The sequence below is a fragment of the Streptomyces sp. NPDC127119 genome (assembly GCF_042677425.1).
GTDB lineage: Bacteria > Actinomycetota > Actinomycetes > Streptomycetales > Streptomycetaceae > Streptomyces.
Map to the genome: position 1 here is coordinate 170,309 of NZ_JBHXTO010000002.1, position 15,141 is coordinate 185,449.

11 protein-coding genes are annotated in these 15,141 nt (G+C 72.0%); 3 read left to right on the forward strand and 8 right to left on the reverse strand.

The annotated features are described in order from the left end of the window. Nucleotides 1-39 precede the first annotated feature (39 nt). The 5 genes from ACFVH5_RS01725 to ACFVH5_RS01745 form a co-directional block, all read right to left on the reverse strand. The gene (locus ACFVH5_RS01725; RefSeq protein ID WP_384804311.1) at nt 40-399 is read right to left on the reverse strand and encodes an STAS domain-containing protein; all 360 of its coding nucleotides are present in this window, start codon (nt 397-399) and stop codon (nt 40-42) included. Beyond that, nucleotides 396-1,745, reverse strand: a complete 1,350-nt coding sequence (locus tag ACFVH5_RS01730) for a SpoIIE family protein phosphatase (protein ID WP_385831203.1) — start codon at nt 1,743-1,745, stop codon at nt 396-398. Before ACFVH5_RS01730 ends, ACFVH5_RS01725 begins: the two co-directional genes overlap by 4 nt. Then, on the reverse strand, nt 1,745-2,554 hold the full coding sequence (locus ACFVH5_RS01735) for an alpha/beta fold hydrolase (RefSeq protein ID WP_385831205.1): 810 nt from the start codon (nt 2,552-2,554) through the stop codon (nt 1,745-1,747). Before ACFVH5_RS01735 ends, ACFVH5_RS01730 begins: the two co-directional genes overlap by 1 nt. Before the next feature lie 406 nt (nt 2,555-2,960). Continuing rightward, nucleotides 2,961-5,414 carry an FtsX-like permease family protein gene (locus ACFVH5_RS01740; protein WP_385831206.1) on the reverse strand — a complete coding sequence of 818 codons (2,454 nt, stop codon included), beginning with the start codon at nt 5,412-5,414 and terminating at the stop codon, nt 2,961-2,963. Next, nucleotides 5,411-6,265 carry an ABC transporter ATP-binding protein gene (locus ACFVH5_RS01745; protein ID WP_385831208.1) on the reverse strand — a complete coding sequence of 285 codons (855 nt, stop codon included), beginning with the start codon at nt 6,263-6,265 and terminating at the stop codon, nt 5,411-5,413. Before ACFVH5_RS01745 ends, ACFVH5_RS01740 begins: the two co-directional genes overlap by 4 nt. 211 nt (nt 6,266-6,476) lie before the next feature. Between ACFVH5_RS01745 and ACFVH5_RS01750 the strand changes: the two genes are divergently transcribed. Next, the gene (locus ACFVH5_RS01750) at nt 6,477-7,889 is read left to right on the forward strand and encodes a sensor histidine kinase (RefSeq protein ID WP_385831210.1); all 1,413 of its coding nucleotides are present in this window, start codon (nt 6,477-6,479) and stop codon (nt 7,887-7,889) included. After that, nucleotides 7,886-8,686 carry a response regulator gene (locus ACFVH5_RS01755; protein ID WP_385831297.1) on the forward strand — a complete coding sequence of 267 codons (801 nt, stop codon included), beginning with the start codon at nt 7,886-7,888 and terminating at the stop codon, nt 8,684-8,686. Before ACFVH5_RS01750 ends, ACFVH5_RS01755 begins: the two co-directional genes overlap by 4 nt. Here the strand turns inward: ACFVH5_RS01755 and rox are convergent. Next, complete coding sequence (gene rox, locus ACFVH5_RS01760; RefSeq protein WP_385831212.1) at nt 8,650-10,089, reverse strand: rifampin monooxygenase; 1,440 nt, start codon at nt 10,087-10,089, stop codon at nt 8,650-8,652. The two genes, ACFVH5_RS01755 and rox, sit on opposite strands and share 37 nt — an antisense overlap. 216 nt (nt 10,090-10,305) lie before the next feature. Then, the gene (locus ACFVH5_RS01765) at nt 10,306-12,381 is read right to left on the reverse strand and encodes an MMPL family transporter (protein ID WP_385831214.1); all 2,076 of its coding nucleotides are present in this window, start codon (nt 12,379-12,381) and stop codon (nt 10,306-10,308) included. 120 nt (nt 12,382-12,501) lie between these two features. Here ACFVH5_RS01765 and ACFVH5_RS01770 point away from each other — a divergent pair, with 120 nt between their 5' ends. Next, nucleotides 12,502-12,981 (forward strand): MarR family winged helix-turn-helix transcriptional regulator, encoded by a 480-nt coding sequence (locus tag ACFVH5_RS01770; protein WP_384804293.1) that lies wholly within the window; start codon nt 12,502-12,504, stop codon nt 12,979-12,981. 16 nt (nt 12,982-12,997) lie between these two features. Here ACFVH5_RS01770 and ACFVH5_RS01775 read toward each other — a convergent pair whose 3' ends face one another. Next, nucleotides 12,998-15,022 carry a hypothetical protein gene (locus tag ACFVH5_RS01775; protein WP_385831217.1) on the reverse strand — a complete coding sequence of 675 codons (2,025 nt, stop codon included), beginning with the start codon at nt 15,020-15,022 and terminating at the stop codon, nt 12,998-13,000. Nucleotides 15,023-15,141 lie beyond the last annotated feature (119 nt).

Below are 15,141 nucleotides of genomic sequence, written 5' to 3' on the forward strand. Positions count from 1 at the left end.
GGACTCGGCACCCGGCACCTGGCACCTGGTGTCAGCGTGTCAGCTCGCGGTGGGCCGCCAGGCGGCTTCGGCGGCCAGGACGGTCGGGTGGACGGGAAAGACCTGGTCCAGGCCGACGATACGGAAGATCCGGCTGACGGCATCGGGGACGGCGGCCAGGGCGATGCCCGCGCCGGCCGTCAGGGCGTGATTGCGGGCGGCGATGAGCACGGTGATACCGCTGGAGTCGCAGAAGGTGACACCGCCGAGGTCGAGGACGAGCTGCTGGCCCGGACGCAGGTCGAGCCCCGGCAGTGCCGCGCGTACCTCGGGGGCGCTGTGGTGGTCCAGGTCCCCGGCCAGCTCGATGACCGCTCCGGCGGGAGCGGTACGGGTGCGGAGGGTCAGGTGCTGGGTCACGGCAGCTCTTCACTGGGAGGTCGGGGCACGGGGAGGCCGGGCACGTGGATGGCCAGGACGGCGGTGTCGTCGTCCACGCCGCTGCCGAAGGTGTCGAGCAGGTCGCGGATCGCGTCCACGGTGTCGGAGGCGGTGGTGGGCGCCAGCGTGCGCGCGAAATCGAGAAGGGCGTCGTCGCCGTAGCGGTCCTCGCCGTCGACGGCGTTGACGTGGGCCTCGGTGAGTCCGTCGGTGTGCAGCAGCAGGGTGTCGCCGGGGGCCAGCCGGACGGCGGTGGTGCCGATGTGGGCGTCGGCCAGGACGCCGATGAGCTGTCCGCCCGGCGTGGGCAGATGGTCGGTGGTGCCGTCGGCGCGCATCAGCAGGGCGGGCGGATGACCGCCACTGGCCAGGGTGATGTGGAAACCGCCCCGGTCCGGGTCCGGGGTCAGCAGACCGAAGATGACCGTGCAGAAGCGGGGGTCGGCGCCGTTGTACTCGTGGTTGAGGACCGTGTTCAGGTTCCTGAGGACGGCGACCGGGTCGGGGTTGTACACGGCCGCGGCCCGCAGGGTGTAGCGGGTCAGCGAGGTGACGGCCGCGGCGGCGGCGCCCTTGCCGCACACATCGCCCAGGAACAGTCCCCAGGTGCCCTCGGCCAGCGGGAACAGGTCGTAGAAGTCGCCGCCGACCTCGTCGACGGAGGCGATGTGGTAGTACGCGGACACGTCCAGGCCGGGCACGTTGGCCAGGGCCGGCGGCAGGAGCGTCTTCTGCAGGGTGGCGGCCAGGCGCTGGAGCCGTTCGCGTTCCCGCTCGGCCTCCTTGCGGGCGCGCAGCAGCTCGGTCTCGTAGGCGCGGCGGTCGCGCGCGTCGAAGAGGGTGGTACGGATCAGCAGCGGCTGCCCGTCCCTGCCCGTCCGCACGGTCGAGGTGACCAGGACCGGCAGACGGGAGCCGTCGGCGGCCTTGAGTTCCAGGGCGATGCCGCTGACCTGGCCCTGCATTCTCAGCAGCGGGGCGAAGTGGGTCTCGTGGTAGAGCCGCCCGCCGACGGTCAGCAGGTCGGAGAAGTGTCTGCGGCCCAGCAGGTCGTCCCGCTCGTAGCCCAGCCAGTCCAGCAGTGTGGTGTTGATTTTCGCTATCCTGCCGTCCAGCAGGGTGGACAGATAACCGCAGGGCGCGTGCTCGTACAGATCCTCGACGCTGTCCTCCAACAGCGCGGAGAACTGCGCCCGATCGTCGGAGGAGTCGAAGTCGCCCTTGCCCCAGCCGCCCGCCGTCGCGCCCCGCTGACCCACTCTGCCTGCCTCACCCACCCCGCCCGCCTCGGCCACCCCGTCCTCCTTGTCGCCGGACGTGCCCATCAGGCGAGTGCTTCGACGAACGAGGTGATCGCCGCCGTGGTCTCCTCCGGAGCGGCGAGCTGCGGGCAGTGTCCGGTGGCGTCGAGCGTCACCAGGCGGCTTCCCGGAATCCGGGCCCGCACGAACTCGCCCACCTCCCGCGGAGCGATCGCGTCACTGGCGCACTGGGCCACCAACGTGGGCACCCCGACCAGGGCGAGATCCTCGCGGTGGTCGGACAGGAACGTCACCCGGGCGAAGACCCGGGCGATGTCCGGATCGGTGCGGCAGAAACTGTTGGTCAGCTCCTCGCCCAGTTCCGGTCGCTCCGGATTACCCATGATCACCGGGGCCATGGCGCCCGACCAGCCCAGATAGTTCGCGTCCAGCGATCCCAGGAGCTCATCGATGTCCTCGGCGTCGAACCCGCCCCGGTAACCGGTCGCGGGGTCGTCGACGAACCGCGGCGAGGGCGCCAGCAGCACGAGCCCGGCGAACGCCTCGGGCTCCCGGCCGGCGGCCACCACACCCATCATCGCGCTCACGGAATGCCCCACGAACGTCACGGGACCGAGCGCGAGCTCCCGGCACAGCTCCAGCACGTCCTCCACGTACCCGTCGAGCGTCGAGTACCGCTCCGGGCTCCATGCCGACAGATCGGAGTTCCCCGCGCCCACGTGATCGAAGAGCACGACGGTGAAGTCGCGCTCCAGCGCCGGGGCCACCAGACGCCACATGTTCTGGTCGCACCCGAACCCGTGCGCCAGCATCAGCACAGGCCCGCCGGGCCGCCCCGACACCGTCACATGGTTCCTATGTCGCACATCCATATGCAGCATCCTCGCAGACCGCAGGCGGTCCCCGTGGTCCGAGGACCTGCCCGGTACGGCTCGGTCCACGGCCGCGCCCGGCTCGCAGGGGTTCCTCCGTACGCCGTCAGGTGGACGCCACCGAAGCGGTGACGCGGGATGGCGGAGCGTCCCCCCACAGGATGCCCCGGCTGACCGAGCTGCGCCGCGCGCTGCCGGGAGCCCGTGCCCTGCCGGAAGTGCCGAGGCGATCCCGCTGCCCGCCGTATCCGTCGATGCCGTGCCGACGGGCAACGCCATGCACTGGTTCGACATGGCTGTCGCGGGACCCGAGATCGCCCGGGTCGGCGATTCACGCTCCCCATGCTGGCCGGCGTACTGCGCGTCCGGCGGTTGTGAGGGCCTCTCCTCGCAACGCGCCTCACGCCTATTCGGTGCGCAGGGCCGTGGCCGTTCGCGCCCTGGCGGCCCAGCCGGCCGGCAGCAGCGCGCCCAGGGCTGCGATGAGCAGGCCGCCCAGTACGAGGGGGATCAGTTCGGTCCCGTGGTAGACGGCGATGACGGAACCGGGGAGGCGGAGCCCCACGCTGTCGCCCATCGCGGGGAGGACCCAGCCGTGCAGGGCCACGCCGAGCGGCACGCCCAGGGCGCCCGCGACCAGTCCGGTCAGGACGACCGACGTGAGGACCATCGCGACGGTCTGCCGGGGCGTCATACCGAGCGCCTTGTGGACCCCGATCTCCCGGACGCGCTCGCGGGTGTCGAGCAGGACGCCGTTGAGCACGCCGAGCGCGGCGACGGCGACCAGCATCAGCGTGAGGATCGCGGACAGCGCGTTGAGCGTGACGACCATGTCGCCGCCGGCGCCGAGCCCGCCCGCCCGAGCGGTGACGCCGAGTGGCGCCAGGTCCTTGTTCAGCGCATCGACGTAGCCGGTCACCTCCGTACCCGACGCGACCGCGATGTGATGGCTCGTCTCCGTCAGGTCGGGATGGGCGCCCGCGAGTGTCGACACGTCGGTGAAGACCTGCATGCCGTCGTTGCGGGGGTCGAGAACCTCACCGACGATCCGGACCGTGACCGGCTCGGCCAGCCCGTCCAGGGTGACGGTGTCGCCGATACGGGTGCCGGTGGCGGCCAGTAAGGGGGTCGGTACCACGGCCTCACCGGGCTTGCCGGTACCGCGCCCGTCGCTACCGCGGCCGTCGGTTTCGGACCTGTTGAACCAACGGCCCGAGACCATCGTGTAGCCGCCCCAGGAAGCGTCTCCGGTGAAGGCGATCACGTCGACGGTGCCGGTCAGCCCGGAAACGGCCGCCCGTACCGTCGCCGCGCTGTAGTACTTCCCGGTTCCGGCGGCGGCCTCGACGGCGGTGGCGACCGCGGCGGGATCGGCCTTGGCCTCGGGCTGCTTCCCGGCGCCGGAGTCCCGAGGGTCTCGGGAGCCTTGCGGATCCTGCGCACCTGGCGGGCCCTGGGGTCCCTGAGGGCCGATGTCCGGCATGGGCGCGGGCACGACCACATCGGCGACGTCGTGCGCCTTCGCCTTCATCACCTGGCCGAGCGAGGCGCCCATCCCCACGGTGAACGTGACGGCGACGGTGCCGAACAGGATCGCCGTGCCCATGGCCAGCGCGCGGACGGGTCGTGCGAAGGGCCGGGCCAGGCCCAGGGCGACCGGCCGCGGCAACGGCAGCCGTCCGGCGACGCGGACCGCCCACCGGCCGCGTCCCGCCGAAGTCGTACGGCCCGTCGCGAGCGCGTCGACCGTACGCAGCCGGCCGGCACGCCACGCACTCGCCCACGCGGTCGCCGCCACCAGGCCGAGCACCCCGGCGATCACCGTGACGTCGACCCAGGGGGCGACGGCCAGGGACGAGGTGCCGTACACCTCCCCGGTCTCGGCCATGACGGGGACGGCGAGCAGATGGCCGACGACGACACCGAGGCCCGTACCGCCGACGGCCGGGATCAGCGCCTGACCCACGTACGCCCGCACGACCTGGGCCGGAGTGAAACCCACGGCCTTGAGGATGCCGATGCGGCGCGTTGCCGTGCCGACGGCCGACGCGACGATGTTGCCGACGATCAGCACCGACATGACCAGCCCCAGGGCTCCGAACGCCATGAGGAACGGCACGTAGACGGCGGTCTCGCGCTCGGCGGACTCCTTGACGGCGAGCCAGGACTGCTTGCCGAGGCTCGCTCCGGACGGCAGGGATCGGGTCACGGCCCTGCCGCCCGCGGTGATCTGCGCGGCGGTGTCCGCGTCGGTGAAGCGGTAGAGCATCTGGTAACCGCCGCTGCCGGGTGCCGTGAGCGCCGGCAGCTGGGACGGGACCACCCAGGCGTCGGCGCTCCGTGTGACCGAGCGGGCGACGCCGACCACCGTCAGTTCCGTACCGCCGGGCAGGTCGGGGAAGGTGATCTTCATGCCCAGGGTCGGGAAGAGCGGGGAGTCGGCGGACAGCGCGATCTCCCCGGAACGGGCGGGCCACCGCCCGTCGAGCAGCGTCACCTCGTCCACGTCCCGGCCGGGATCGCCCCGGCCTGCCACGGTCAACGGCCCGCCGGGGCCGGCTCCGTCCGACCGCGGGGTGACCGTTGTCGTACGGAACGGGCCTGCCGCGCTGCTCACTGCTTCGGCGCCCTTGGACTTCGACAACTGCCCGGCACTCACCCTGCCCGCGTCGAACCGCACGGACAGATGTGCGCCGTGCTGCTTGGCGAAGGCGTCGTCGAAGGGTGCGCCGGACACCACGAGCAGCGATCCGCCGAGGACGGAGACGGCGACCGCCATCATTGTGGCGAGCCCGATCACCAGCGTCTGCACACGGCGGCGCCGCACGCCCGAGCGCACCACCTTGCCGAGGGCACTCATCGACCGACCTCCGAAGCGACGGCCTGCGAAGCGGCGCTCTCCGAAGCGTCGGCCCGCGAGATGGCACCCCGCGAGATGGCACCCTGCGAGGTGGCGCTCTGCGAGGCGGCGGCATCCGATGCGACGGCAGTCGACGCGACAGCATCCGGCGCGACGGCATCCGACCGGACGTCCTCCCGGACGGCTTCGACGATCCGGCCGTCGGCGATCCGCACCGTGCGGTTCGTGCAGGACCGGGCCAGGGCGAGGTCATGCGTGACCACGACGAGGGTCTGGCCCTCGGCATTGACCTCGCGGAGCAGCCTGCTGACGTCCTGTCCGGCTGCCGTGTCCAGCGCGCCGGTCGGCTCGTCGGCCAGGAGCAGCGCCGGCCGGTTCATCAACGCCCGCGCCACCGCGACGCGTTGACGTTCGCCGCCGGACAACCGCCCCGGATGGGCGCGGGCGTGCCGGTCGATGCCCAGTAGTTCCAGGAGTTCCGCCGCCCGGCGGTCCGCCTCGCCGTGTGCCCTGCCCGCGAGGCGCGCGGGCAGGGCGACATTGTCGGCGACGGTCAGATCGTCGAGCAGGTTGAAGAACTGGAAGACCATGCCGACCTTCGACCGCCGGTAGAGCGCCGATCCGGCCTCGCCCAGCCGATCCACTCGCACCCCGTCCACGGTGACGGTCCCCGTGTCGGGCCGGTCCAGGCCCGCGATCAGATTGAGCAGCGTGGACTTCCCACTGCCGGAAGGGCCGAGGATCGCGACGGCCTCGCCGGGTCGCACGGTCAGTGACACCTCGTGCAGAGCGGGCGGGCCGTCGTCGTAGCGGCGGCTCACCTCCCGCAGTTCGATCACCGGCATGGTCACGAAATGCTCCTTGCGCTGGGGGAGTCGACTTCGTGAACGCTAGGAGCGCGACCGGCCCGTACACATCGCCCGCCCGAACCCATTGCGGTACCGCGCCGGGACGACTCCCCGGAACGTCATCCCTGCGATGTAGGCGGGCGATGTATCCCGCGCGGTGAGAACGACCATCAGGACGGACTCCGCCGGCCCGCGCGACGGCGACAATGAACCGGTGACGGACGCAGAACCGGTGACGGACATACGTACGACGCCGACGCGGCTGTGGGAAGCCGCCCGCCGGGCGGTCCGCGACGCCGGGCTGCCGAGCGGTCCACGGCTGCGGCCCACCCGTGGCGCCTGGCAGTTCGATGTGCTGACGGCCCTCGTGCTCGGCATCACCACCGTCTACTACGGCATCGACAACGCCGACAACGTCGTGATCCGTGAGATCGCGCCCGGCGTGGAACGTGTTGTTCCGCGTCCGTCCGGCCCCGCGGGCATGGCCTTCATGGTGACCCTCGCGGCCGTCGCCTCGGGTGCCCTGGCGCTGCGCCGCCGCTATCCGCTCGCCGTGCTGTACGTCGTGACGGCCGCGACCCTGGCGACACCGCAGAGCGTTCTGCGGCTGACCTTCTACGCGTACGTCATCGCCGTCTACAGCGCCGCCGTGTACAGCCCGTACCGGGTGGCGACCCTGGTGGCACTGCCGGTGTCGGTCGTCCTGGTCGGCACCTCGGGCAACTCGGTGACACCGATCGTCCCCAACGAGTACATCGCGCTGCTGATCCTGGTCCCCATGGCCGTGGCGGCGGTCGGGCTGCGGACCTGGAAACTCCGGACCGACGAAGGCCGCACGAGACTCTCCGCCCTGGAACGCGAACAGACCCGGGCACTGCGCCGGGCCGTCGAGCACGAGCGGGCCAGGATCGCCCGCGAGCTCCACGACGTCGTCACGCACAACGTCAGCGTGATGATCATCCAGGCGGGCGCCGCCCGCAAGATCATGAAGACCTCGCCCGAACAGGCGGGTGAGGCGCTGCTCGCCGTCGAGGCGGGCGGACGGGCCGCCATGACCGAACTCCGCCATGTCATGGGACTGCTCACCATGGCCGCCGAAGGCGCAGGCGAGGACGAGGACGCGGGCGGGGGCCGGACCAAGGTGACGGGCGACGGTACGCACCCGGCCGGTACAGCGGACCCGGCCGGTACAGCGGTGATGGAGCTGGCCCCGCAACCCGGCCTGGACCAGCTGGACCAGCTCGTCGGACGGGTCCGGGACACCGGACTGCCCGTCGCCCTGACCGTGACGGGACCGCCCCGCCCCCTCCCGCCCGGCCTCGAACTCGCCGCCTACCGCGTGGTCCAGGAAGCCCTGACCAACACCGTGAAGCACGCGTCCGGCGCCACCGCCGCAGTGACCGTCGAATACGGGCCGGAGCGGCTCCGGGTGGAAGTCACCGACACCGGTGGACGGCCGGGCACGGGCGCGGCAGCCGGAAGCGGCCGGGGGCTGATCGGTCTGCGTGAGCGCCTCGCCGTCCACGACGGAACCCTGAAAACCGGTCGGCGCCTGACCGGCGGCTACCGTGTGGAGGCCCATATACCCCTGGAGACAGTCCCCTTGGAGACACCGTGGACACCGTGACCGAGCCGCTGCGGGTGGTCCTCGCCGACGACCAGACCCTGGTCCGTACGGGATTCCGGCTGATCCTCGGTGCCGACGGCATCGACGTCGTCGCCGAGGCGGTCAACGGGACCGAGGCGGTCGAAGCGGTCCGTCGTACGCGTCCCGACGTGGTGCTGATGGACGTCCGGATGCCCGAGATGGACGGCTTGGAGGCCACCCGCCGTATCCTCACCGGCGCTCCCGGCGCTCCCGGCGCTCCCGGCGCTCCCGGCGCGCCGCGCGTCATCATCCTGACCACCTTCGACCTCGACCAGTACGTCTACGCGGCGCTGTCCGCGGGGGCCAGCGGCTTTCTCCTCAAGGACGTCACCCCCGAGCAGCTGACCGCGGCCATCCGCACGGTCCGTACCGGCGACGCCCTCCTGGCGCCCGCCATCACCCGCCGCCTGGTGCGGAGGTTCACCCGACGCGGCAGCGACGCCGCCGCCCTCCACCGCGACCTCGCCCCGCTCACCCCACGCGAACTGGAGGTCCTGGGCCTGCTGGCCCAAGGCCTCAGCAACGCCGAACTCGCCGCCCGCCTCCATCTGGCCGAGACGACCGTCAAGACGCACGTCGCCCGCATCCTCGCCAAACTCCGGCTCCGCGACCGGGTCCAGGCCGTCATCGTCGCCTACGAGACGGGACTCGTCAGCGCCGGCGCACACGAGGCAGCCGAGCAGCCCACCGGCCTCACCGGGCCCACACCCCCGGCCTCTGCGGGACTCGGCGCGGACGCTCAACCGGCCGCGTTCCCGAACCACTTCGGCAGGTGAGCGAGCAGGTCCCGCTGGTCGTCGCCTGCCCACGCCACATGGCCGTCCGGGCGCAACAGGACCGCGGATACGTCCAGTTGCCCGCCGACATCGGCGCCGGGGTCGATCACGTGGTCGATCCGGTCCGTCCAGCCCGAAACCGAGAGGCCCCCGGTCCGGTCGAGCAGCAGACCACGTCCTTCGTGCATCAGCGAGTAGAGGCGGCCGTGCTTCAGCTCGATGTCCCGCATACGGCGGCCGAGCAGGTCGTGGCCCTCGCCGAAGTCGTAGCGCACCCCGACCGCGGTGATCATCTCGGTCACGTACCGGTTCACCTCCTCGAAGTCCATCAGCTTCGAGAACAGCTCCCGCAGCGCGACCGCACCCGCGTCCGTCCCCAACAGCGTGATCTGCGCACGGGTGTTGTCGAGCACGCGGGCGCCCACCGGGTGCCGTTCGTCGTGGTAGCTGTCCAGGAGCCCGTCCGGTGCCCAGCCGTCGACCGCGGCGGCCAGCTTCCAGCCGAGGTTGAAGGCGTCCTGCACACCGAGGTTGAGCCCCTGCCCGCCGGTCGGCGGGTGGATGTGCGCCGCGTCGCCCGCCAGCAGCACCCGCCCGACGCGGTAGCGCTCGGCCTGCCGGGTGGCGTCACCGAACCGGGACAGCCAGCGCGGCGAGTGCACACCGAAGTCGGTGCCCGCGACGTCCCGCAGCCGCTGCTTGAACTCGTCGAGGGTCGGCGCGGTCGCCCGCTCCTCGGCCACCCCGTCGGCGGGCACGATGACGCGATGCGTTCCGTCGCCGTTGGGGATGGTGCCGAACCGAAGCTGGGTCTTGCGGACCTCCGCGACGACGGCGTCGACCGTCGCCGCGTCCGCGGTCAGTTCCATGTCGCCCAGCAGCGTCTCGACCGTGGCGGGCTCGCCGGGGAAGCCGACGCCGAGCAGCTTGCGCACCACACTGCGCCCGCCGTCGCACCCCACGAGATAGCGCGAACGAAGGCGTGTACCGTCCGTCAGCCCGACGGTCACCCCGTCCTCGTCCTGGCTCAGCCCGGCCACTTCACGGCCGCGCCGGATCTCGGCGCCGAGTTCCAGGGCCCGCTCTTCGAGCAGCCGCTCGGTGACCGGCTGCAGAGTGGACAGGCCGTACGGGTGGGCCGTGTCCAGCCGGTCCGGCCACGGCTTCATGATGCCGCCGAAGAAGCCGCCCACCTGGAACTTCTCGCTGACCGCGAGGAAGCGGTCCAGCAGCCCGCGCTGATCCATCATCTCGACGCTGCGCGTGTGCAGGCCGCGGCCCCGGGTCTCCGCGGTCGGCTCGGTCAGCTTCTCCAGCACCACCACGTGCACACCGTGCAGCCGCAACTCGCCGGCCAGCATCAGGCCGGTCGGTCCCGCGCCCACAACGATCACGTCAGTCATCAGAACCCCAACTCAACGACGTAGAAACTCCGAAGCCGGTCCCGTGGTTTTCGGCTTCGGCCGGTGATTCTGCGTCACGACCGGGGTCTTGCGGCAAGCCCCCCGGTGCGCTATAGCTTGAAGAAGGCAAGGAGCACACGACTCCTTGCCTTCTTCATTGCTCCGGACTGCCGAGCCGCGGACGGCCGCGCCCCCGGCAGCCGCCGTCTCCGCCGGTTACGGTCGGCGTGCGAGGCGGCCGGGCCACCAGACGGCCGGGCCGATGTCCCGTACCAGGGCCGGGACCAGCAGCGAGCGCACCACGATCGTGTCGAGCAGCACGCCGAAGGCGACGATGAAGGCGATCTGCGCGAGGAACGCGAGCGGGATGACGATCAGGGCGGCGAAGGTCGCGGCCAGCACCACCCCCGCGGAGGTGATCACACCGCCGGTGGCGATCAGTCCGCGCAACATGCCCTGCCGCGTGCCCAGTTGCAGTGTCTCCTCCCGCACGCGCGACATGAGGAAGATGTTGTAGTCGACGCCGAGCGCGACGAGGAACACGAACCCGTACAGCGGTACCGAGGCGTCCGTACCGGAGAAGCCGAAGCCGTGCCGGAACACCAGGCCCGCGATCCCGAGCGTGGCGAGGTAGTTCAACGCCACGGTGGCCACCAGGATCACCGGCAGCAGGAGGCAGCGCAGCAGGACGACGAGGATCAACAGGATGATCGCCAGGACGACAGGGATGATCAGCGTCCGGTCGTGCTCCGCGGTGCGCTGGGTGTCGTACTGCTGCGCGGTGTAGCCGCCGACCAGGGCGTCGGCGTCGGCCGTGTGCAGCCGGTCGCGCAGCTTCTGCACCGTGTTCTTCGCCGCGTCGCTGTCGGGCGCGGCGTCCAGGACGGCGTCGATGCGTACCCGGCCGTCCACGACCAGCGGCTTCCCGCCCGGCCGACCCGACGAGGTCACCGCCTGTGCCTGGGCGACCCCCTTCGTGGAGGCGGCGGCGCGCGTGACCTCCGTACGCCGGTCCTCGTTCGCGATGATCACGACCGGCTGGCCGGAGCCGCCGGGGAAGTGCCTGCCCAGGGTCTCCTGCGCCGCGACGGACGGTGCGTCGTTGACGAACAGCTCGTCCAGGGGCACTCCCTTCGACTGCAGCGCGGGGAAGAACGCGGCACCCGCCACGAGCAGCGCGGCGGAGGCCATCCACAGCCGCCGGGGTCGCGTGTCGACCCAGTGGGCGACGCGCCGCCAGATCCCGTGTCCGCCCGTCTCCGCGTCGGCCGAGCGGGGCTTGGCGGGCCAGAAGGCCACCTTGCCCATGAGGGCGAGCACCGCGGGCAGGAACGTCAGGGTCGTCAGTACGGCGCACACGATGCCGATCGCCCCGACGGGACCCAGCGCACGGTTGTTGGTCAGATCGCTGAGCAGCAGGGCGAGCAGCCCCAGGGCGACGGTCGCGGCGCTGGCGGTGATCGCGCCGAAGGAGTCGCGCAGCGCCTTCCACGCGGCGTGGAACCGGTCGTCGCTGCGCGCGAGTTCCTCTCGGAAACGCGCCGTCAGCAGGAGGGCGTAGTCGGTCGCGGCGCCGATCACGAGGATCGAGAGGATGCCCTGCACCTGGCCGTCCACGCGCACGATGTCGTGGTCGGCCAGCACATAGACGATGGCGCAGGCGATGCCGAGGGCGAAGACGGCGCTGATGATGATCATGAAGGGCAGCAGAACGCTGCGGTAGACCAGCAGCAGGATGAGCAGAACGGCTGCCAGGGCCACCCCCAGCAGGATTCCGTCGATGCCCGCGAAGGCCTCGCCGAGGTCCCCCTGGGTGGCCGCGGGCCCGGCGATCTGGACGCGTGTCCCGGAGACGTCACCCGCGGCCCGCTCCAGCTCGTCCAGCACCTCGCCGAGCCGTTCCCCGAGATCCGGGCGCAGCGGGACCACGCCCTGCAGGGCCGCCCCGTCCTGCGAGCGCAGGGCCGGTGAGGGCCTGCTCTCGACGCCCTCCACATCGGTGAGCGATTCCAGGACGCGGGTCGCGGAGTCCTGTTGGGCCGTGGAGACCTCGCCGCCGCCGTCGGCGGTCCAGACGAGGACGGCGGGCAGGGTCTCCCGCTCGGCGAAGGCCTTCTGCCGCTCGATGACCTTGGTGGACTCGGCGTTCTGTGGCAGGAAGGCGGCCTGGTCGTTCGTGGACACGTCCCCGAGCTTGCCCGCGTAGGAGCCGAACGCTCCGCCGAGGCCGAGCCAGACGACGACGAGAACAAGGGGGACCAGCCATCGGGCGGGTCGGCGCACGGTGTTCATTGACTTTCTCAACAGTTTTCCCAACAGGCGTGGCGCAGGACAAGGGCCGGGATACGGCCGAGGGCAAAGATATCTCAAAGAGGAAGTATCTCAACCATTGAGAGATATTATCCTTGTCCCATGCAGCCCAACAGTTCGGACAGCCATGAAGGCCCCGCCAGCGATCTCCAGGCCTACGCCGTCCTGCTGCGCGCGCTGAACAGCGAGTTCAACCGGATCGCCCACTCGTTTGCCCAGGCCAACGAACTGCATGCCACGGACGTCCACGCGCTGGCCGCCATCCTGGACGCCTCGGCGACCGACGGTGAGCCGATGACGCCCTCGCGTCTGCGGGAGCGCCTCGACCTCACCTCAGGAGCCGTCACGGCCTGCCTGGACCGGCTCGAACGCGCGGGCCACATCAGCCGCACGCGCGAGAGCACCGACCGAAGGGTGGTCCACCTCACCTACAACGCGGGCGCCCGTGCGCTCGCCCGTGAGTACTTCAGCCCGCTGGCGCGCAGCACGGAGGCCGCGCGCCAGAAGTTCACCCCCGAACAGCTGGAGACGATCGCCGACTTCCTCCACGCCCTCAACAGCGAACTGAGCAACGAGCGCTGACCGGGCGTCCGTTCGGTCAGGGAGCCCGGACCGCGTCGCTCTCGGGAAGTCGTCCGACGACCTTCGCGTCGCTGTTGCGGGGAGCACGGACGGCGAGGAAGCGTCCGTCGGCCTTGGCGCGCAGCGGCCCCGACGCCTCGATGCGGCCGACGGACCTGCTCCCGGCGGCCAGCAGGTACGAGGATCCGGAAGGGGCCCGCCAGCCGACGTCGGCCAGCACGTTCTGGCCGAACCGGCTGCACTCGGCGGTGTTCGCGCGGACACCTGCGGAGCGGGCGGGTCCGGTCCCCGGGCCGAGGAACAGGTACTCCACGCGACCGGGGCCGCGCCAGGTGTCGGCGCGGGCACAGACCCAGGTGGCCCGTCCGGCGCTCTCGGGCAGATCCTGCTGGGCGAAGACCCAGTGGTTCACCGCGCGCACCCCCTGGCCGCGCAGTCCGTCCAGCCGGCAGGCGGTGCGTGCCCAGCCCCGCAGCGCGTCCGGGCCGGTGGCCTCCCGGGGCGGGCGCGGACGCTCCCCCGGCTCCGGCGGCGGCATGTAGGTCAGATGGACGGGCGAGACACCGCCGAGGTCGGTGAGCAGGAACGCGTGCTTCTCGACGATGCGGGTCGAGGACCGCAGCTGCACGACGGGCCAGGTACGGCAACCGCCGTCGGCCGACGGCACCGGCAGGGGCTCGGTGAGGCCGGTACGGGACCGGGACACGTCCCGGGCCGGCGTGTCGGGTGCCAGCAGATCGCGGGTCCCCGCCTCGGCGATCCACGGCGCCAGCAGCATCCGTACGGACGTGGGAGTACGGGAGACGACGACCGCGGCGGCGGTCGTCACGCCGGCGCCGTCGGTGAGGGCGGACACCAGCTCGGGCGGGCCGTCGCCGTCCAGCGGTTCGCTGTAGCGCACGGTGGTCAGGTCGTCGTGCAGGACGACGACCGCGCGTCCGTCGACGTCGTCGGCGAACAGCAGATGCGGCGCCCGGCCCGTACCGGTGGACGCCGCTCCCGCCTCCTGCGACCGCAGTCCCCGCCAGGACGGGTCCGACCAGGCCCGCAGGGCGCGCTCCAGCAGCGCCCGGTCGCCGGTCCGTGCGCCGCGGGCGGGCCAGGCCGTGAAGTCGACCCGGGAGGTGTCCGCCCAGACGTCGGCGGGCGTGTGGCGCAGCAGCGCGACGTCCGTCGCCTTCGACGCCGTGCGCTGACGTCCGCTCTCGGTGGGGACACCGCTGTCGCCCGCGAGGGAGAGGGAGACGGCTCCGACGCACGCGGCCAGCAGAGCGCCGGTCACCGCCGTGCGCACCCGGTGTCTGCGGCGGAGCAGATCGGTCGGCCGTGCGTGCAGCAGACAGGGGTCGAACTCCGGGGCGAGCAGCGCGGACACGGGTGTCCCGGAGCCGCCGGCCGCGGACATCGGCCGAGGCTCGGTGGACGCGTCCGCCGCACCCGTGCCGCCGTCGGTTCCCGAGGGGTGCGGGCCGCTCTCGTCGATCAGCCGCCGGGCGGCCAGGAGGGCTTCCGCGGGCTCGGCCACGCCGGTGTCCCGCAGGACGGCAGCCGCCTCGTCGGCGGAGAGCTTCTCCAGGACGAGCAGTGCGACGGCCGCCCGCACCGGCCAGCGGGCCTGCGCGAGGGCGCGGTCCAGCAGCAGTTCCTCGGCGCCGCCCGCCTGGGGGAAGACCCGCAGCCCCCACACCGCCGGAAGCGCGGGGCGCCCCGCCCACCGCCGGGGGAGCGGACCGGGCCGGGCGTCCTGGGCCAGGGCCGCCCGCAGTACGGACGTCCGCAGCGTCCCGTACTCGTCCGGAGCCGTGTCCCGGGCGTCGCCCGCGCGCCGCCGGCCCGGTATGGCGGGCCCGCGGTGGGGCAGCGCCCGCTGTACGAGGCCGTGGGCGGCGAGGACCCGCCGGTGGCGGCCCGGCGAGCGGGGGAGGGTTACGTAGACCAGTCGGACCAACCGCGGGTAGTGCTCCATGAGCGCGGCTTCCGCGCGCCGCACATCGAGCACACGCAGGTCGCCGTCCGAGGGGGTGTGCCAGCGCACAAACATGATCGCTTAGCTCTTTCGGGGGATGAGAAAGATCTGTCAGTACGGTCAAACGAGTGATCTTCGATGCCGTCACCTTGGCCGCCGTAAACCGGTCAGGCCCCCGGCCCGTCCGAACCCGG